The organism is Paenibacillus sp. ov031 (assembly GCF_900143165.1).
GTDB classification, from domain to species: Bacteria; Bacillota; Bacilli; order Paenibacillales; family Paenibacillaceae; genus Paenibacillus; species Paenibacillus marchantiae.
The window spans coordinates 1,874,410-1,892,151 of record NZ_FRDO01000001.1 but is presented as its reverse complement, the minus strand read 5'-3'; the positions used below and the strand labels follow the sequence as shown (position 1 = coordinate 1,892,151).

Annotated in this window: 15 protein-coding genes and 1 pseudogene; 11 read left to right on the top strand and 5 right to left on the bottom strand. The window is 41.1% G+C overall.

The window, feature by feature from the left end; genetic code table 11:
• Positions 1–139 precede the first annotated feature (139 nt).
• From BUA17_RS07995 to BUA17_RS07980, 4 genes are all read left to right on the top strand, one after another.
• Positions 140–1,492 (top strand): FAD-binding oxidoreductase, encoded by a 1,353-nt coding sequence (locus BUA17_RS07995; RefSeq protein WP_072733169.1) that lies wholly within the window; start codon positions 140–142, stop codon positions 1,490–1,492.
• A 153-nt stretch (positions 1,493–1,645) separates the two neighbouring features.
• The gene (locus tag BUA17_RS07990; protein WP_072733168.1) at positions 1,646–2,524 is read left to right on the top strand and encodes an RCC1 domain-containing protein; all 879 of its coding nucleotides are present in this window, start codon (positions 1,646–1,648) and stop codon (positions 2,522–2,524) included.
• A 6-nt stretch (positions 2,525–2,530) separates the two neighbouring features.
• Positions 2,531–3,115, top strand: coding sequence for an LOG family protein (locus BUA17_RS07985; RefSeq protein ID WP_072733167.1), 585 nt, complete (start codon positions 2,531–2,533; stop codon positions 3,113–3,115).
• Positions 3,116–3,458: 343 nt separating this feature from the next.
• The gene (locus BUA17_RS07980) at positions 3,459–4,541 is read left to right on the top strand and encodes an ABC transporter substrate-binding protein (protein ID WP_072733166.1); all 1,083 of its coding nucleotides are present in this window, start codon (positions 3,459–3,461) and stop codon (positions 4,539–4,541) included.
• Between the two features lie 209 nt (positions 4,542–4,750).
• Here the strand turns inward: BUA17_RS07980 and BUA17_RS07975 are convergent, their stop codons facing one another.
• On the bottom strand, positions 4,751–6,199 hold the full coding sequence (locus tag BUA17_RS07975) for an amidohydrolase family protein (protein WP_072733165.1): 1,449 nt from the start codon (positions 6,197–6,199) through the stop codon (positions 4,751–4,753).
• A 203-nt stretch (positions 6,200–6,402) separates the two neighbouring features.
• Here BUA17_RS07975 and BUA17_RS31445 point away from each other — a divergent pair, with 203 nt between their 5' ends.
• Positions 6,403–6,528 carry a hypothetical protein gene (locus BUA17_RS31445; protein ID WP_063562644.1) on the top strand — a complete coding sequence of 42 codons (126 nt, stop codon included), beginning with the start codon at positions 6,403–6,405 and terminating at the stop codon, positions 6,526–6,528.
• Between the two features lie 138 nt (positions 6,529–6,666).
• Here BUA17_RS31445 and BUA17_RS31580 read toward each other — a convergent pair whose 3' ends face one another.
• Both BUA17_RS31580 and BUA17_RS07960 read right to left on the bottom strand, forming a co-directional pair.
• Positions 6,667–7,530: a cupredoxin domain-containing protein gene (locus BUA17_RS31580; protein WP_244552095.1), complete on the bottom strand. Its 864-nt coding sequence runs from the start codon at positions 7,528–7,530 to the stop codon at positions 6,667–6,669.
• 246 nt (positions 7,531–7,776) lie between these two features.
• Positions 7,777–8,316 (bottom strand): TetR/AcrR family transcriptional regulator, encoded by a 540-nt coding sequence (locus BUA17_RS07960; RefSeq protein WP_064637477.1) that lies wholly within the window; start codon positions 8,314–8,316, stop codon positions 7,777–7,779.
• A 124-nt stretch (positions 8,317–8,440) separates the two neighbouring features.
• Here BUA17_RS07960 and BUA17_RS07955 point away from each other — a divergent pair, with 124 nt between their 5' ends.
• From BUA17_RS07955 to arsC, 3 genes and pseudogenes are all read left to right on the top strand, one after another.
• Positions 8,441–9,538 (top strand): lipocalin-like domain-containing protein, encoded by a 1,098-nt coding sequence (locus BUA17_RS07955; protein ID WP_072733164.1) that lies wholly within the window; start codon positions 8,441–8,443, stop codon positions 9,536–9,538.
• Positions 9,447–10,175, top strand: a pseudogene (locus BUA17_RS31575) (NAD(P)H-dependent oxidoreductase). Before BUA17_RS07955 ends, BUA17_RS31575 begins: the two are co-directional and overlap by 92 nt.
• Before the next feature lie 47 nt (positions 10,176–10,222).
• Positions 10,223–10,642, top strand: a complete 420-nt coding sequence (gene arsC, locus BUA17_RS07945) for an arsenate reductase (thioredoxin) (RefSeq protein WP_072733163.1) — start codon at positions 10,223–10,225, stop codon at positions 10,640–10,642.
• A gap of 381 nt (positions 10,643–11,023) precedes the next feature.
• Here the strand turns inward: arsC and BUA17_RS07940 are convergent, their stop codons facing one another.
• On the bottom strand, positions 11,024–12,016 hold the full coding sequence (locus BUA17_RS07940) for an AraC family transcriptional regulator (protein ID WP_072733162.1): 993 nt from the start codon (positions 12,014–12,016) through the stop codon (positions 11,024–11,026).
• A gap of 150 nt (positions 12,017–12,166) precedes the next feature.
• Between BUA17_RS07940 and BUA17_RS07935 the strand changes: the two genes are divergently transcribed.
• The 3 genes from BUA17_RS07935 to BUA17_RS07925 all read left to right on the top strand — a co-directional run bounded on the left by BUA17_RS07935 (position 12,167) and on the right by BUA17_RS07925 (position 15,683).
• Complete coding sequence (locus BUA17_RS07935) at positions 12,167–13,546, top strand: PTS transporter subunit EIIC (protein WP_072733161.1); 1,380 nt, start codon at positions 12,167–12,169, stop codon at positions 13,544–13,546.
• A gap of 138 nt (positions 13,547–13,684) precedes the next feature.
• Positions 13,685–15,154 carry a glycoside hydrolase family 1 protein gene (locus BUA17_RS07930; RefSeq protein WP_244552117.1) on the top strand — a complete coding sequence of 490 codons (1,470 nt, stop codon included), beginning with the start codon at positions 13,685–13,687 and terminating at the stop codon, positions 15,152–15,154.
• Between the two features lie 52 nt (positions 15,155–15,206).
• Positions 15,207–15,683 (top strand): PTS sugar transporter subunit IIA, encoded by a 477-nt coding sequence (locus tag BUA17_RS07925; protein ID WP_072733159.1) that lies wholly within the window; start codon positions 15,207–15,209, stop codon positions 15,681–15,683.
• A gap of 495 nt (positions 15,684–16,178) precedes the next feature.
• Here the strand turns inward: BUA17_RS07925 and BUA17_RS07920 are convergent, their stop codons facing one another.
• On the bottom strand, positions 16,179–17,693 hold the full coding sequence (locus BUA17_RS07920; protein ID WP_063562635.1) for a DHA2 family efflux MFS transporter permease subunit: 1,515 nt from the start codon (positions 17,691–17,693) through the stop codon (positions 16,179–16,181).
• Positions 17,694–17,742 lie beyond the last annotated feature (49 nt).

Here is a 17,742-nt window from a genome sequence, read left to right as displayed (position 1 = left end):
GTAGGTTGCTCGTGATCCGATATTTTTCTTTTTTTATACGCCCAAACACAACATGATTCTCCTTCATAGGTTATATGGAATCAGCCTAATTTGTTAATGAAAATTATGTGTTTTCATAACTAAGGAGTTGGATAGATACGTGATTTCAAAAGTTAAGCTTACAGGGCGAGTGGTGTTTAAAGGTGACCCTGGATATGAAGTGGCTCGGAAGAACTGGGATCCGCATACGGACAGATTCCCTAAAGTTTTTGTATTTGCTCAAAAAACACAGGATGTAGCCAATGCCATAAGATGGGCGCGTCAAAATAAGGTCCCTATTCGTCCGAGAAGTGGGAGGCACGCTTTAGAGCCCAACCTATCACAGGTCAATGGTGGTATTGTCATCGACGTTAGCGAAATGAAGAGAATCAAATTAAACAAAAAAAGCGGAACGGCCGTCGTGGAGACAGGTAATCGTGTAGGAAGAATCGTGGATACGTTGGCTCGACAAGGATATATGGCCCCATTTGGTGACAGTCCAACGGTTGGAATTGGTGGAATAACACCTGGTGGTGGAATTGGTCCACTGCAAAGGACAACGGGTCTCATCTGTGATAATCTAATCGAGCTCGAAATGGTTGACGCTAAAGGGCGGATTATTCGGGCGAACAAAAAGAAAAATTCCGATCTTCTGTGGGCTACACGTGGCGGCGGAGGCGGTAACTTCGGTGTATATACTAAATATAAATTCAAGGTGCGGCGCTCTCCAGCCAAAGCTACTGTATTTAGTATCACATGGCCATGGAATCAGTTCGAAAAAGTCGTGAAGAAATGGCAAGTATGGGCGCCTAATGCCAGTACCAAGCTGGGAAGTGAATTAAGTGTTGGTCCCAAAAAAGGCGGAAATGTTAGCATGATAGGGGTATACCTCGGTTCGAAGAGTGAAGCCCTCCGTCAGTTGGAACCCATTCTTAGCGTAGGAACGCCTACCAAAAAAAGCATTCTGTACCTGCCATACAGGGCAGCCACGAAGTTTTTGCTAGCCCCAGATCCTGTGCTCACTCAAAGGTACAGCAACCAGTTTTCCAGTGGCTTTGGTAGACAGCCATTCCCGGATAAAGCCTTCAAAGTCATGCGTGAGTTTCTGGAAAATGCAGAGGAAGGTACACCAGCCGGTTTCTATTTCCTTAACTGGGGCGGTGCTGTAAGTCGAGTCGCTCCTCAAGCCACTGCGTTTTATTGGCGAAAAGCTGAATTTTATGTAGAATGGAACAGCTCATGGGTGAAGCCATCGCGTGCAGCTAAAAATATTGCTTTGACTCGGAACACAAGAAAGAAATTGCAACCTTATATTGTTGGGTCGTACATTAACGTACCAGACCAAGGTATTAAAAATCCAGGGCCGACCTATTATGGCAAGAACTATGCCAGATTGAGAAAAGTAAAAGCGAAATATGATCCGAAAAATGTGTTTAATAACCCGCAAAGTATTCCGCCAGCTAAATTGAAATAGGGTACGATTTCCAAACCGTTAATTCTGAAAAGAGTTAACGGTTTTTTTGTCCTTTCTAATCGTTGTATTTACTATTTATTGTAGAGTAAGATGTAAAAAAATAATATTCATACTGCAACGGGGTTCTGGTAATTTATTTTAAGGAGGTAAAAGATGGATTACACTTCGTCGATTGAAGCGGCATTAAAGGTGAAGCGCCCTAAATATACCGCCATAGCGGCGGGGCGACGTCATACCATTGGTCTTAGATCGGACGGAACGGTGACGGCAGTGGGTGATCATAAAGTTGGACAATGTGATGTAAACGGTTGGCGCGATATGGTGGCGGTAGCTGCTGGTAATGTTCACATGGCAACGAACACGGGTAATGCGCATACCATCGGCCTAACGTCTCGGGGCACTGTAGTGGCTGTGGGGTGGAATATACACGATCAATGCGAAGTCAACGACTGGCACGATATTGTAGCAATTGCTGCGGGGTGGCGTCGTACCGTTGGTCTTAAATCGGACGGCACAGTGATTGCAGTGGGACGAAATAATGAAGGCGAATGCGATGTAAGCAGCTGGCGTGATATGGTGGCGGTAGCGGCGGGTGACTGGCATACCGTCGGACTTAAATCAGACGGAACGGTGACGATTGTGGGCAATAATCAGTATGGCCAATGTGAAGTAAGCGGTTGGAGCGACATTGTCGAAGTAGCGGCAGGGTATCTTCATACCGTGGGGCTTACATCGGACGGTAAGGCGGTTGCCGTGGGTAGGAATAAACATGGCCAATGCGATACAAGCGACTGGGGTAATATTACGGCGATAGCGGTAGGAAGTAATCATACCCTTGGCCTTAAATCGGACGGTACGGTTGTGGCTGTGGGGTTGAATAAGCATGAACAGTGCAATGTAGGGGGCTGGTGTGATATGGTGGCGGTAGCTGCGGGTTGTGCTCATACTATTGGCATTAAATCAGACGGCACGGTGGTGGCTGTGGGGGATAATGAATATGGTCAATGTGATGTAAGCAGTTGGCGCGGCTAATTTACTATGGACGGGGGAATTGAATTGAAACGGATTGCGGTATATTGTGGTGCAAGTAAAGGTAACAATGCCATTTACGAGAAAGCTGCCGTTCAGATAGGTAACTGGATTGTTGACCAGGAACATGAACTAGTCTATGGTGGCGGAAAAGCAGGATTAATGGGAGTACTCGCTGATACTGTGATTCAACGTAGTGGAATTGTTACTGGGGTTATACCTACCTTTTTGCAAGCGAGAGAACTGGCCCATGAGCAGCTTAACAAAATCATTATTGTATCTAATATGCATGAGAGAAAAGCTAAAATGATTGAACTTGCAGATTGCTATATTGCAATTCCAGGTGGACCAGGGACACTTGAAGAAATTACAGAGGTCATTTCGTGGGGGAGAATTGGGCAGCATGTCAATCCATGCATCTTTTACAATGTGAACGGATATTATGATCTGATTGGCCAATTCTATGACAAAATGGTCGAAGAAGGTTTCTTAACGAAAACAGATAGACAAAAGATACTTGTTACAGATTCTTTAGACGAAATTAACACTTTTATAAGTACTTATGTACCGCCTGATATTCGTCAATACAATTAATGTTTAATATCAGCGGCAATGTAACGAACGGATGAGTAGAAGGTTCGAAGACGGCACGTTCCGACTGGCACAATCGGTTAGGGCTCCATTGAAAGTCGCTATTGTAGCGGCTTTTTTTGTTTTATCGGGATTTGTTACTAGAAACGGAAGATCTCGAGGGCATGGATAGTTAATCTGTCGTGGAAATTTATTTCACCAATGGAATGTGGGGCTCTATAAATCGCAACTTCTTTATATGATAATAGTTATCATTCTCATTTACGCGGTTCGACATTTGCTGTATACTGACAATGACTATGATACATAATGGCCAAAAAGAAAAAGGAAAAGGGAGAGATTTTGAATGTTTTTACGAGTGAAAAAAGGAGCAATCCTTTGTTTAATTACTGCACTTGTTTTTGTGCTTGCAGCTTGCTCCAGTAGTAATGGCAGCAGCAAAGATGCAAACACTAGCTCACAGGGAGCAGTGACGGATACCGCTACGAATGCTTCAACAGATGAGCAAAAAACGGATGCGGATGCTACAGGCGCAGCTCAAACAACGTACCCATTTGTTGTGTCAAACTATACAACTGAAAACGGCACCTGGGTGGCAAAGGAACAAACCTTTGATAAGGCACCTGAACGAGTAGTTGCCAATACACAAGGTGCAGCAGAGTTATTGATTCGTCTTGGTTTGACTGACAAGATTGTTGGCGTAGCGGCGTTGTTTGGCAATGTACCTGATGATATTGCTGAAGATTTCAAAAAAATTCCTGTGTTATCTGAAGGTTATGTAGGTAAAGAAGTGACCATAGGTGCTTCACCTGATCTGGTTATGGGGCGTGGGGGATTGTTTGAAGATGCTGATTGGGGCGTTGGCACTGTAAACAGTCTGAATGAGATGAATATCAAAACATTTGTACAAAGTACCAGTGTTACTGACGCAAAATTAGATAATCTATATCAGGATATCACTGAGCTAGGTAAAATATTTAACGTACAAGCGAATGCAGCGGCATATATCGATCAGCTCAAAGCACGTGAGAAAGCGTTATCGGCTCGAGCAAGCGCTGAAACGATCAATTATGCATCTTTCTTTGATAATGGTGATGGAACCATTGGAGTGTACAACGGAAATGGAGACACATTTATTGAAAGTGCAATGTCATTAATCAATATGCATAATATGCTGATTAACGAAGAAGGCACCCTCAGTTTGGAGAAGCTAATCGAGATCAATCCAGATGCCATGATTATTTCGAAATATGCCGGCGGTATTGATCCAGAACAAACGATTGAAAAGCTGCTAGCCAACAAGCAATTGCAAAGTATTAACGCGATTAAAAACAAGAAAATTTACGTTATCGATTTCAACAACTTCTGGGGTTACGGCGATTCTATCTTCACAGGAGTTGAAGCACTTGCAGATGATCTGAACTTGTAAGGGCACATGCGCTTGCTTGATTACCATGATCCGATAAATATCATGTTTATTTTAACGGCAGAACAGTAATTTACTGGGCTGTCGTTTTCATTTTAATATGATCAAAGTATCGAAACAGGATAAGGCCCTTCCTCTTCTTATTCGGGAAGAGAAGGGCTTGTCCGCATTAATGATTAATGAAGGATATTTTTATTGGCAGATGACCCTGATTATTGCGTTTCATTTTTCATATCGGCGACTTTTATCACGGGATAGGTTTGAACTGCATGGTCCAAAGTTTGTTTTTCCATCAGTTTTCCATCCAAGACAACGGCGGAGATGCTTGTCGTATTTCGGATATCCTCTAACGGATTCTTATCAAGAAGTACGAGATCAGCAAGTTTCCCTTTTTCTACGGTGCCCAGTTCCTGCTCTCTTTCCAAATATCGTGCCGGATTCAACGTTGCTGACTGCAAGGCCTGGAGTGGGGTGAGGCCGCTTTTAACTAGCAATTCAAGTTCATCGTGCAAGGAAATGCCGTATATAAAGTTAGTCATTTCGTAACTGGAATCGGTGCCTGCAAGCATAGGCACGCCAGCATCATTTAACTTTTTGACCATGCCCGGCGTTAGGGAATTGATGGCCTCCATTAATTCCGTTTGTTCGGGAGGGGTTGCGCGAATCACTTCGGCCCATTGCTTCTGCACGGCCGTCGGTACGTATTTGGACCGCGGATCGATTTCGGTTTTGGCCATATTCAAATAGGTAACCATGGTCGGTACAGGCCAGACACCTTTTTCTTTGAATTTGCGGAACAGCTTGTTAGCCTTTACTGAATCATAAGATTGGGAAGCCTCGACCTCTGCGAGCGAATAACCAAGCAAATCACTCATATCGGAATGTTTGAAAAGTTCATCCTCGATGCTCGAAGTGGCAATAAACAACCCGTGTAGGTGCTCTATGCTCTTAAATCCTAGCTGAACGGCTTCGCTGGCTCGAACCTCTACCGGCAAATGACCGACAACTGGCAAACCGTATTTTTGGGCTTCATCCATGACTGCTAGAAACAGAGGACGCGGCAACCAAGAGTACACTTTGATATGATCCGCGCCTTTTGCCACATTGAGACGTACAGCTTCTCGCGCTTGTTCCTCTGTGCTCAGGTAGAACATGTGTGGGGCTTCGTCAGCAGGACCTCCATTTAGAGTCGAACCTGCATAGAAAAGACGTGGTGCAGGCATCCCGGCTTGAATACTCGTTTTCCATATATCGACGTTTGTCAGCGCCGCGCCCATCTCCCTTACTCCGGTTACACCATTAGCCAGAAAGAGAGGAAAAGCGTCTTTATAGTTATCTTCCAGATGGACATGCATGTCCCACAGACCGGGAATGATGTATTGGGCCTTAGCATTCCGTACTTGCGCGTAATCGGGAATGGCCGTTTGACTGCTACTTCCAATGTAACTGATCTTGTTATCCTTAATGATAATGGTCTGATCGCTGGCTAACTTTCCGGACCTTACATCTACAATCGTCGCATGCTCAAGCGCTAACGTCTGCCTTGTCGCAGGTTCAATGCTTGCATAACCGGTACCTGTAGCGCATGCTAACACAATCCATAATGCCATGAACCCTACTATGTACTTCTTGAAGCTGCCTAATTCTCTCGTTAAACTCATTATTGTCCTCCTCATAGATATGAATGATATCAACTGATTTATCTTCATTCTAGAGTGTGAATCCTGATTTTTTATTAATTCATTCTTACAAAAATCTTACGGTTGAAAGGGAAGAGGGAGCAGTAGCCTTTTTTGTTTTTAGCCTTGTCAAATTAACAAATCCTGAATAATCTAACACATACCACAAAAGAGGGGGAAGAAACATGAGCGAAGTTGGATATGGAAATGTAGGCGGACTTGGTGGAGGATACGGTGGCTTCACGTCCGTTGGTGCAATTCTGGTATTGTTTATTCTGTTGGTTATCATCTCCAAAGCATTCTTAGTTTAATATTAAGCTTAGAATTTCCGCTGGCTTTCGCTGGCGGTTTTTTTGTTATGTAAAGGTCAACAAAAGCAATTTAAATAGGGAACGTTATGTCATGATTAACTGACATAATGTTCCCTAACATGATCCTACATTTCTCGCTTATACTACGGTGATCGTTCCATAATACATGTACATGCCACAATTAAAGTTGTACGTTCCAGGTTTCAGATCTTTTAAGGTAATGAAGTTGTCACCTTTTTCAAGATACACATCTATTCCTAAATCTTTAGACTGAACGCTTCTTATACATGTATAACCTGAATGTTTTATAAAATTTATTTTCGTCGGAACGCCAGCTTTTACTTTAATATTTTCTTGACTAAAACCATCTGATTTTACGTCGACGGAAACAATCTGATATCCTGAATTTTCTTGAACAGAATTAGCTTTCTCACTCTGTGATTCTTGTGATTTAATTGCCGATGTATCATTCGGTTGAAATTGGTAAAATAACGTTGCACCCACAGCTACAATTCCAAAAGCTACAGTGAGTATACCTCCAATAAACGGCACACCAATTCCACTTTTATTTGTTTTAGCGCTATTATCCGTTTCTTGATTCGACAATTGAAGAGCAACGCTCAAAATAAAAATGAATAGTATGTCAACAAATATCATCATGATATAGGACGGACCAATCATTACCCCGAGCATTGCGCCCATCATGCCACCCATGATTCCTGCCAACATACCATCCAAAGTTGCCAATATGCTGATAGGTTTGCCTGTGAAGTATCCGGCTCCCAAGCCAAACAATATGGCGGCAATGGATGGGACTGTTAAATCACGAGGAAACACAATGCCTAATTGTACACCAAGTACAAGGCTGGACATCATGCCAATGGTCATAGCGATCATCATGCCAGGCATACCTGTAAGTTTTTCTTTTCGCTTATACGTTTTAAGAACAATGAATGCTGTAAACAGTACGACCATAACTATACTTAATATCGCTAATAACACAATCTTATTCCTCCTAATATCCATACAGTAATGATGGTAGTTATCTACTCATAACATTACGATCAAGATCATTCATCTCACTCATGTACTAATATATCAGAATTATCATAAGAACGTGACTATTGTCACAGACAAGTCAAAGGATTGTCGTAATAGTATGAAGATAAATTGACATTTTGTTGATATCTCTTTCTATAATCTATGTTTAGTTCTTAGTTAGAGTATGGTCTAACCTAAATATAAGTTTCACTCTATATCAAAAAAATCAAGTGTCATTTTGGCCATTTCTTCTTTTGACTCCGTACAACCGCGTATTATCCACTTTTTTAATATGCTCCACAATCCCGCAGCCACCATCGTTCTCATATAATCTTTTTCTATTTCGCTATGGTACTCATGCTTAGTACCTATAATATGCTCCATCGCTTCCAAGTAAAGAACGTATTGGTCGTTAAGAAGTCCAAATAATTGATTTTCGATTAAAATGTGCAGAAAAACGTTATGTTTCTCCCAAAATGTGAAATAGGCAAGGGGCATTTCATGAGGCCCTAAGTTTTGATCACTAATATATTCAAAAAAATCCTGAAACATTAAATCAATGATTTCGACGAGTACAGATTCCTTGGATGTGAAGTTGCGGTAAAAGGTTTTTCTTACTAGACCGGCTTTATCACACATCTCTGTTATCGTGATTGCGCTATAGGGTTTTTCCTGTAAAAGTTCAATTAAAGCATCACATAACCATTTCTTTGATCGTTGAGCAATAGGATTAACGCGAGTAGACATGTCACAAATCACCTCTAATGTGTAACCTCTGTCACACGTATTGACTGCTTTATAGACATCCAATTATAATCGAACCCAACAAGTTACACAAGTGTGACACTAATGGGATGCGGAGGAATTTAGGATGAACAAGGTAGTGACTTTAGCACATACCAATGAAGATTACAAAAGATTAGGGATTACGAAAGAACCTGCCAATTGGGAAGATGGTATGAGAACAGATGGACAAGCAGGTAGTTATGAGTGGTGGTATTTTGACGCCGAATTTACAGATGGTACTAAGATTGTAGTCGTGTTCTACACGAAGTATGAGTTCGACCTCAAAGGTGAGGCATGCCCAACAATAAGGTTTGATCTGACGATGCCGGATGGTAGAAACATTTCGAAAAAAATATCCGAAGAGAAAGGTAGTACAATCCGCGCTTCCAAAGAAACATGTGATGTGAAAATTGATAGAAGTAGTATCCAATACTCCAATGGGGATTATATAATCCATTTCGTTGACGATGACATTGAATATCGCTGTACCATGAAATCTATCGTGCCCATGTGGAGACCTAAAACAGGACATATATTTTTTGGAGAAAAACAAAAGGACTTCTTTGCATGGTTCGTTGCCCAGCCTTCTGCCGATCTGGAGGCCGTACTTACTGTAAATGGACAACGCCGTGAATTAGTTGGTAACGGATATCACGATCATAATTGGGGAAACGCAGAAATGAACAAGCTCATCAACCATTGGTACTGGTGCCGTGCTAATATTGGACCGTATACCGTGATATCTTGCGATATCATTGCGGAGAAAAAGTATGGTTATACACGCATGCCTATCATCATGATTGCTAAAGACGGTGTGATTCTGGAAGATCGTGAGGAGAACACGAGGATAGAACGAACGGATACGATTAAGCATCCCTTTACAAAGAAATTCATGGATAACCAATTGAAATTTATTCAGTCCTCTGGCAATAACACTTCTTATCAAATTGAGTATCATCGGGAAGCGGATATCGTTGCAAGTTCTCTATTGGAGGGCATGAAGCTTTCTTTACCGATGCGTGTGGCTGTAAAAGTCTTGAAAATAAATCCAACATACGTTCGTAGTATAGGGACAGTTAAGTTGACCGTCAATGAGAATGGGAAGCAAGAGGTACATCAGCAGGAAGGTCTCTGGGAACAGATGTTCTTTAGCAACATCAAAGACGCTATTATTTGTGAATAACAGGAGGGAAAAGAGTCCTATGAAAGTGCTTATTATATTTGACCATCCTTACACAGCTAATTCTTCTGAGAATGTTCCTCATCATAGAAGCTATTCAGCAGCATTATTGGCTTCGGTTACTAGAGGGCTTCAATCCAGTGGACACAATGTAGATCTCATTGACTTGCACGCAGATGGATTTAATCCTGTGATGTCAGGGGCAGAACTCTCGGCGTGGAGACAAAAGAAAACCCTTGATCCTCTGGTAAAAGATTATTAAAAAAGATTGCTTGCAGCGGATCATATAATCTTTATTTTCCCAATATGGTGGGAAGCGATGCCTGCATCAACGAAAGGCTTTTTGGATAAAGTGTTTGCCAAAGGAATCATTTATGAGGAACCTAAAAAAGGTAGGCCCTTTGTTAGCCAGTTAAAAAAGCTTAAGGGAGTATCGCTATTAACAGTAATGGCCACTCCAGGGTTCTTCTATAGATGGATATTTGGTAATCCCATAACTAAAATACTATTTCGTGGTACATTTCGGAAAATGGGGTTTCACAAGTTGAAATGGTATAACTATGCTGGTATGGATGGTCGTACACTAGAAGTTAGAACGAAAGCATTAGAAAAAACAGAGAAGCGCTTTGCATCATTCTAGTCGATAACTCGAAATTTATTTGCAAATTGCAAGTAATGATGATGAACATGAGCAAAAAAACACTTTATTTCCTATGCACAGGCAACTCGTGTCGGAGCCAAATGGCTGAAGGTTGGGCTAAGAAATACCTGAGTGAGGACTGGAACATTTATAGCGCAGGAATCGAAGCACACGGTTTGAATCCAAAAGCTGTGGAAGCGATGAACGAAGTAGGTATTGATATTTCGAGCCAAACTTCGGACATCATTGACTCCGAGCTACTGAACAGTGCAGATTTCGTCGTCACATTATGCGGGGATGCGGCAGATAAATGTCCAATGACCCCTCTACAAGTGAAGCGAGAACACTGGGGATTCGATGATCCCGCGAAAGCACAAGGTACAGAAGAAGAGAGATGGGCTGTATTCCAAAGGGTTCGTGACCAGATTGGAGAGCGCATGAAGACGTTCGCTGAAACAGGCAAATAACACAAACAAAGTTTTCCTGCAACTTAACACAATGGATCCAATACTTAGAGGGAGCAATGGCTGAGCAGGAATGGATTGAGAAGATTTAGAAAGCTTCGAATAACCACACCGTGATTATACCGTGGGAACCCAAAGAAGCCGTTAGTTATGACAGTTTAAAGAAGTGGACTGAAGTCGAGAGAATGATGTGGTGGCAAGAGATTAACGCGAGTCATTAATGGGGGTTCAAACTGCTGTTAAACATAACGCAAAAAGCAAAGGGTACCACCGCTGGTCTGAACAGATCAGCGGCTTTTTTATTACATTTTAAATTCATGGGGAAGAATAGGATGCATAGATGATAGCTAATGATCTGGTCTTATACGATCCTCTCCAAATCGGTTAACTATGAGCCTGGCGATAAGCTTTTGGCGTCATATTGTAAGTCACTCCGAATTTTTGATAAAACGAATTCAGGTTGCTGATTTGAACTTTCTCTGCAATTTCTTGAATCGATATTGAAGTATTAGCCAAGTAATAACAAGCTAACTTCAATTTCAAAGAAACCTGAAGTTCTTTGAAATTCTTTCCCGATTTTTCCTTGATAAGATAAGAAAGGTATTTCGGATGATATCCAAACTGTTTGGATAATGACGATAAGGTGCAATTCAAATATTCCTTTTCAATATAACGCAGAATATCCACTATATTGCCTGAAGAATCGTTTGATAACTGAATTTTCTGATTTTCAGAATCATCCTGATATATACGCAGCAGTTCTGTAAAAATAATCACCAGATACGAGTTTATAATCTCACTTGAGTACATACGCAAGTCATAATACTCACAAAGCAAATCGGCAAACAAACGTTTAATTTTATGGTTTCCTTTAGTACGGAAGATCAGAAAGTTATCATGATTTTGACTGTTGGATATGGCTGAAAGGATTAGGTTGGATACAATGCTTTGTTTAGCTAATCGGCTGAGGAAATTACTTGATAAAAATTGGTCACTCATACTGATATTGATGACAAGATCGTTTTCCCCGATCTTGTTCTTCATACGAATAACGTCTTTATCAAAGACACAAACATCACCCTCCTTTAACGTTATCGTTTTATCATCCACCACATACGTGCATTCTCCTGAGTATATATAGTTCATATTGACATTGGTATGAACGTAAAGAGGAACGCTAGTAAAGCGAGAGTCCTTACTAATGGCGATTCCGGTTTCAATGACATTTAGAGGTTTAAAGCGATAGACCATATGCCCCCGGACATCTACCTGAATCATATCTTGGTAGATCGGGCTTACCGCATCCGGATTAGCCAAATACTTTTTTTCACTATCGGTGTATGATTTTAGAAAAAAATCCAATTGGTTATAGTCCATTTCACTCAACCTTACCTTTTGATATAGTATAGCTTTCTTTATGATATTGTTACCGCTTCCAAAGCCTTTTACAATTTAAGTGTATCACTGGTCATACATTTTCCGCAAATTGAAAAGTGATATTAAGTCAGGGAATAGGGGGAAGAAGATATGGACTACAAGCGTACAGGAAGTAACATCATAAAAGAAATCGGGGGCAGAGAGAATGTCAACCAGTTAACGCATTGCGCTACAAGATTACGTTTTACACTCCAAGATTCTGCTAAGGCAGATCAAGAGAAGATGAAGGCGATTCCTGGTGTCCTTGGTGTGGTTAACAGTGGTGGACAGTTCCAGGTTATCGTAGGACAAGAGGTGGCGCGAATATACAATGAGATCGTTCCATTGTTAAGCGATAACACTTCTGACCAGGAAGAGATCAAAACCGAAGATTCAAACGTCTCTGCAAGAAAAGAGTCTGTCATTTCGCGTTTGTTGGGTACGATTTCTGGGATTTTCACGCCCATACTGCCTGCTATCACTGGGGCTGCAATGCTCAAAACGCTTCTCATCATTGTAACGATGACTCATCTTATGTCCAAAGAAACACAAACCTATGCCATTCTTAACTTTGTTACAGATGCGGCTTTTTATTTCCTGCCGGTTATGCTGGCATTCTCGGCAGCAAACAAATTTAAGATGAATCCAATGATGGCTGTGTCCTTAGGCGGCGTTCTATTACACCCGAGTTTTGTGGCTATGGTAGAAGCCAAAGACCCTGTTTACTTTTTGGGGATACCCGTATCCTTGGTAAGCTATGGTTCATCCGTTATCCCGATTATTTTGGTGATTTGGGCTGCTTCTTATGTTGAACGGTTTGCGGATCGGGTAACCCCAAAATCAGTTCGTTTCTTTATGAAACCGTTAATCACTTTACTTGTAATGGCACCGGTTGCCCTAATTTTTATAGCTCCACTAGGTAACATCGTCGGAACATATGTTGCGGTGGGAATTAATTTTTTGAATAACCATCTCGTGTGGATTTTACCTTTCATTTTTGGTATTTTCGGGCCGGTATTTATCATGCTGGGTATGCATTACGCTGTTACCATACCCATTGTCATTCAATCCATTACAACCTATGGGTTCGATATGATTGGCGCCGGATTTCTGGTAGCTAACGTTGCACAAGGTGCAGCTGCATTTGCGGTGGCCAGACACGTCAAGAATGATCCGGATTTTAAAGTATTGGCTAACTCCGCGGCTTTTACCGCTCTTCTCGGCGTAACAGAGCCTGCCATTTACGGGGTGAATCTCAAGCTGAAAAAACCATTTTATGCCGTACTGGTTGCCGGAGGAATTAGTGGATTGTTTGTTGGCCTTATGGGAGTTAAGAGACTGGCGCTTGCTCCGACTGGATTACTGACTTTACCCATTTTTGCAGATCCAAATCATGCGATGAATCTTGTGTATGCAATTATCGGCGCTATCATCAGTTTTATCCTGTCCTACTTCTTAACAACCGTACTGTTGAAAAAATCTAAACATTAGAATTACAATCTTACTTTTTGTTATTTTTATTTGATCTTTTGACATTGTTCCATCACCTTAAGTCTTTATATGATAAGGATGAGGGTTCTGATTAAACCCCATTCAAAAATAGAAAAATGTAAATATTGATTGGAGGATATGAATATGAGAACAGGATTTTCGGAAGATTTCTTATGGGGCGGGGCAATTTCAGCATCCCAAGCGGACGGTGCCTATGACGTGGGCGGAAAAGGTTTGGAAACCCAAGACTTGCGTTATTTTGACAGCAACTGGACCAAAGAGGAGCGTGACCATCATCGTAACATCAACATGACTGGTGAGCGGTTCAAGCAAGCATTATTGGACAAAGATATGACTCATTACCCATTTCGCTGGGGAATTGATTTTTACAGCAACTATAAAGAGGATTTAAGATTGATGGAAGAATTAGGATTGAAAATCTTCCGGACATCCATTAACTGGGCTCGGATCTTCCCTAACGGTGATGATGCAGAGCCCAATGAGACAGGGATACAGTTTTACATTGATTTGTTTGATGAATGTCGCAAAAGAGGAATGAAAGTCTTTGCCACAATCCTGCATTACAATATTCCGGTTAACTTGGTTACGAAATACGGCGGCTGGAAAAACCGGCAAACCATCGAATTTTACTTGCGATATGCCAGAGTGCTGTTCGAAAGACTGGGAGATCGGGTGGATTATTGGCTGCCATTCAATGAGATCAATGCCGGCAAGTTTAACCCCTATAACGGTGTGTGCTTGATAAAAGATCAGGAAGAAGACTATGAAAATGCAATTTACCAATGTCTACATCACCAATTCATAGCGAATGCCCTAACTGTTAAGCTGGCACACGAGATCATCCCGGGTTCTAAGGTAGGCGGCATGATTGCCCGTTTCACGACTTATCCTGCGACCTGTAAGCCGGAAGACGTAATGCAGTCTATTTTAGATGAACAATATGCCAACTATTTTTATACGGATATTATGGCGCGAGGCAAGTATCCCGCTTATATGGAACGTTACTTTAATGACAACGACATCAATATCCATAAAGAAGCGGATGACGATAATATTTTGCGGGAATACACTGTTGATTTCCTGAGTTTTTCTTACTATATGTCCATGGTAGCGACAACCGATAAAAACTGGGATCGAACCGGCGGGAACCTAGTGACAGGAAACAAAAATCCGTATCTAAAAGCAAGTGATTGGGGCTGGCAAATTGACCCGATTGGTCTGAGGGTTTCTTTAAACCAAATGTACGATCGTTATCAACTGCCCATCTTCATTGCGGAAAATGGAATAGGTGCCCTTGATGAATTGAATGAAGGCGAAATTCATGATTCTTACCGAATTGACTATCTCAAGGAACATTTCAAACAAATGAAAGAGGCTATTATTGATGGAGTTGAATTAATCGGCTACACGATGTGGGGGATTATTGATATTGTTTCCTGTGGTACGATCGAAATGAGGAAGCGTTACGGTGTAATCTACGTTGACCGGGATGACCGTGGACAGGGTACGAATAAACGGTATAAAAAGGATTCATTTTATTGGTATCAGAATTGTATCAAAAGTAACGGTGAGCATTTAGAAGATTGAAGACAGTAATGGGATTAGAGGCAGACTTCTGCTAAGGAAAAGAGGAAACAACATGTTTGGATTTAAAAGAAAACAAGAACATACACTGGAGATTTTTTCCCCAATTCAAGGTACAACTCGTTCTTTGGATGAGGTAGAAGACGAAGCTTTTTCCAGCAGAGCGTTGGGCGACGGATTTGCAGTTGAACCTTCCGAAGGAAAAGTGACAGCGCCATTTTCGGGTAAGATTGCCCATTTCATGGAGAAGAGCAAGCATGCACTCATTCTTGAGCACGATTCTGGTGTTCAAATTCTAATTCATGTCGGCATGAACACGGTATCTTTAAAAGGTGAAGGATTTACTGCTCATGTACAAACCGGAGATCGTGTCGTACAAGGTCAAGTGCTGCTTGAGTTTGATATTCCTTTAATCAAGAAGGCTGGATATGAACTATTGAGTCCAGTTATTGTTCCAAACGGCCAAGAAATAGTGAAAGAGGTACAGGTTTTAGGCAAGGGAGCAGACTTGATGATTAAGGTTAAGTATTGAAACCCAAGAAAAACTCTCTACAAGGAATTATACTTTCTTAAGAAGTAATCCAAACATTTTTTAAGTTTAAGAAACCTGTAGCCTATTAAACGGCTAAAGGTTTCTTATCGTTTAGTGGTTAAATGATGTGGTTCTCCATAATACTAATAGGACAAGCATGGACTTGATGAAGCTCTTTAGGTAGAGGAGGGGAAAGTAAGTTTTTATGTCATATTTCTAATGATCGTTCGGTTTTTCTACCTGTAATAAAAGTGATGGCCCGTAGCCCAAAAAAGCTAATCACTAGTTTGATGGTTAATTCCATAAACATATTTATCTAACCTCCCCAATGAACAAATCATTGATGAATATATACCCGGTCGATTGGATTGAAAACATACATAACATGTAAGTTTAGAGAAAAGAAAATGGAGCCTGCTATCCTTAAGATAGTAGGCCCCTAGTTATTATATTTCTTTGATATTGTCTGTATTTTTTTTGATCAAATGCTTTTAATTAATTTACTGCGGTTTTAGTTTTAGTGTTACCCTGCTGATTTTTTAAAGCCTCGACAGGTTCATCACTTACTTCCGCACGTTTAATGAAGAAAACTAATATTAATGCAACAATGTTAATGCCAAGTGCGATATAGAATGAATATTGAATTCCGGCTAGTAACGCTTCTTGGGTTAATAAAGCTTTATTGGCTGCTGTCAAAGTTGTTGGATCAACACCAGTCATTAAATCTTCAGCTTTTGTTTTTGTCACCGAGTTCATAATCGTAATCAGAATAGCCGTACCAATCGAACCGGACACTTGCTGAGCTGTATTGTTGACAGCTGTACCATGTGGATTTAAGCGTGTTGGCAATTGATTTAGGCCGTTTGTCATAATAGGCATCATCACCATTGCCATACCAAACATACGCAGAGTGTACACAAGGATAATATAAGTGTGAGTCGAGTCGATTTGTAGGTTTGCCAACATGTACGTTGAGATCGCTGTAATCGTAAGTCCGATTACGCCAAGAACACGTGGGCCGTATTTATCAAATAGTCTACCTGTAATAGGTGACATAATCCCCATGATTATCGCACCAGGCAACATCATTAAACCTGAATCAAGTGGTGTAATACCTCTTACGTTTTGTACGTATGCCGGTGTTAAAATCATTCCGGAGAACATCGCCACTGCGTTTACAATCGCAATAACAGAGCCAAGGGCAAACATCGGATACTTGTAAACCCGTAAATCCAATAATGGCGTCTCCATTTTCAATTGACGGACAACGAAGGAGATCAGAGCAATAGCTCCAACGATTAAAGTGATTAAGACAACTTGATCTGTCCAGCCATCTGAACTTGCAGAACTAAACCCATATAACAAACCACCAAAACCGATGGAAGATAATATGATCGAGAAATAGTCCAGTGTTGCATTTTTGTTTTGCTGCATTATATTTTTGGATTTCCAAATCCCTAACAGTAAACTAATGACGGCTAACGGTAAAATCATTTCGAAAAGTAAACGCCAGTCATAATATTCTACAATGAAACCTGATAATGTTGGCCCGATTGCAGGGGCTGTAATCATAACTAATCCGAAAATACCCATTGCTGTTCCGCGTTTTTCGCGTGGGAAACTTACCAGCATAATATTCATTAACAGTGGTCCCATTACTGAAGAGCCTGCTGCTTGAACCATTCTTCCTGTAAGCAATATACCAAAGTTTGGTGCAACGGCTGCTATGGCCGTACCTAAAGTGAAGATGGTCATGGAAGTAATAAACAAACTTCTATTGGAGAAACGTGTTAATAAAAATGCTGACGCCGGAATCAATATACCACTGACCAGCATATAGCCAGTGGAAAGCCACTGGATCGTGGAATAATCTTTAATGTTCAAATCCACCATGATGGATGGCAGCGCTACATTTAAGAGCGAGTTATTTAGAAATGAAACAAATGCACCAATAAAAAGAATCGCAATCATTAAATAGGGTGGTTTTTTTTCTTGTAAAGCTGAATCCATATATGTCTTTTCTCCTTTTTTTACACTTCATTTAATCCCTTAGTCGTTT

What these genes read in the sequence shown, in the direction of transcription:
- BUA17_RS07975 (WP_072733165.1), bottom strand. Translation starts at nt 6,199, where the DNA reads ATGAGTTTAACGAGAGAATTAGGCAGCTTCAAGAAGTACATAGTAGGG.
- BUA17_RS07920 (WP_063562635.1), bottom strand. Translation starts at nt 17,693, where the DNA reads ATGGATTCAGCTTTACAAGAAAAAAAACCACCCTATTTAATGATTGCG.
- BUA17_RS07925 (WP_072733159.1), top strand. Translation starts at nt 15,207, where the DNA reads ATGTTTGGATTTAAAAGAAAACAAGAACATACACTGGAGATTTTTTCC.
- BUA17_RS07980 (WP_072733166.1), top strand. Translation starts at nt 3,459, where the DNA reads ATGTTTTTACGAGTGAAAAAAGGAGCAATCCTTTGTTTAATTACTGCA.
- BUA17_RS07955 (WP_072733164.1), top strand. Translation starts at nt 8,441, where the DNA reads ATGAACAAGGTAGTGACTTTAGCACATACCAATGAAGATTACAAAAGA.
- arsC (WP_072733163.1), top strand. Translation starts at nt 10,223, where the DNA reads ATGAGCAAAAAAACACTTTATTTCCTATGCACAGGCAACTCGTGTCGG.
- BUA17_RS07935 (WP_072733161.1), top strand. Translation starts at nt 12,167, where the DNA reads ATGGACTACAAGCGTACAGGAAGTAACATCATAAAAGAAATCGGGGGC.
- BUA17_RS07990 (WP_072733168.1), top strand. Translation starts at nt 1,646, where the DNA reads ATGGATTACACTTCGTCGATTGAAGCGGCATTAAAGGTGAAGCGCCCT.
- BUA17_RS07940 (WP_072733162.1), bottom strand. Translation starts at nt 12,016, where the DNA reads ATGGACTATAACCAATTGGATTTTTTTCTAAAATCATACACCGATAGT.
- BUA17_RS07960 (WP_064637477.1), bottom strand. Translation starts at nt 8,316, where the DNA reads ATGTCTACTCGCGTTAATCCTATTGCTCAACGATCAAAGAAATGGTTA.
- BUA17_RS07930 (WP_244552117.1), top strand. Translation starts at nt 13,685, where the DNA reads ATGAATATGAGAACAGGATTTTCGGAAGATTTCTTATGGGGCGGGGCA.
- BUA17_RS31445 (WP_063562644.1), top strand. Translation starts at nt 6,403, where the DNA reads ATGAGCGAAGTTGGATATGGAAATGTAGGCGGACTTGGTGGAGGATAC.
- BUA17_RS07985 (WP_072733167.1), top strand. Translation starts at nt 2,531, where the DNA reads ATGGACGGGGGAATTGAATTGAAACGGATTGCGGTATATTGTGGTGCA.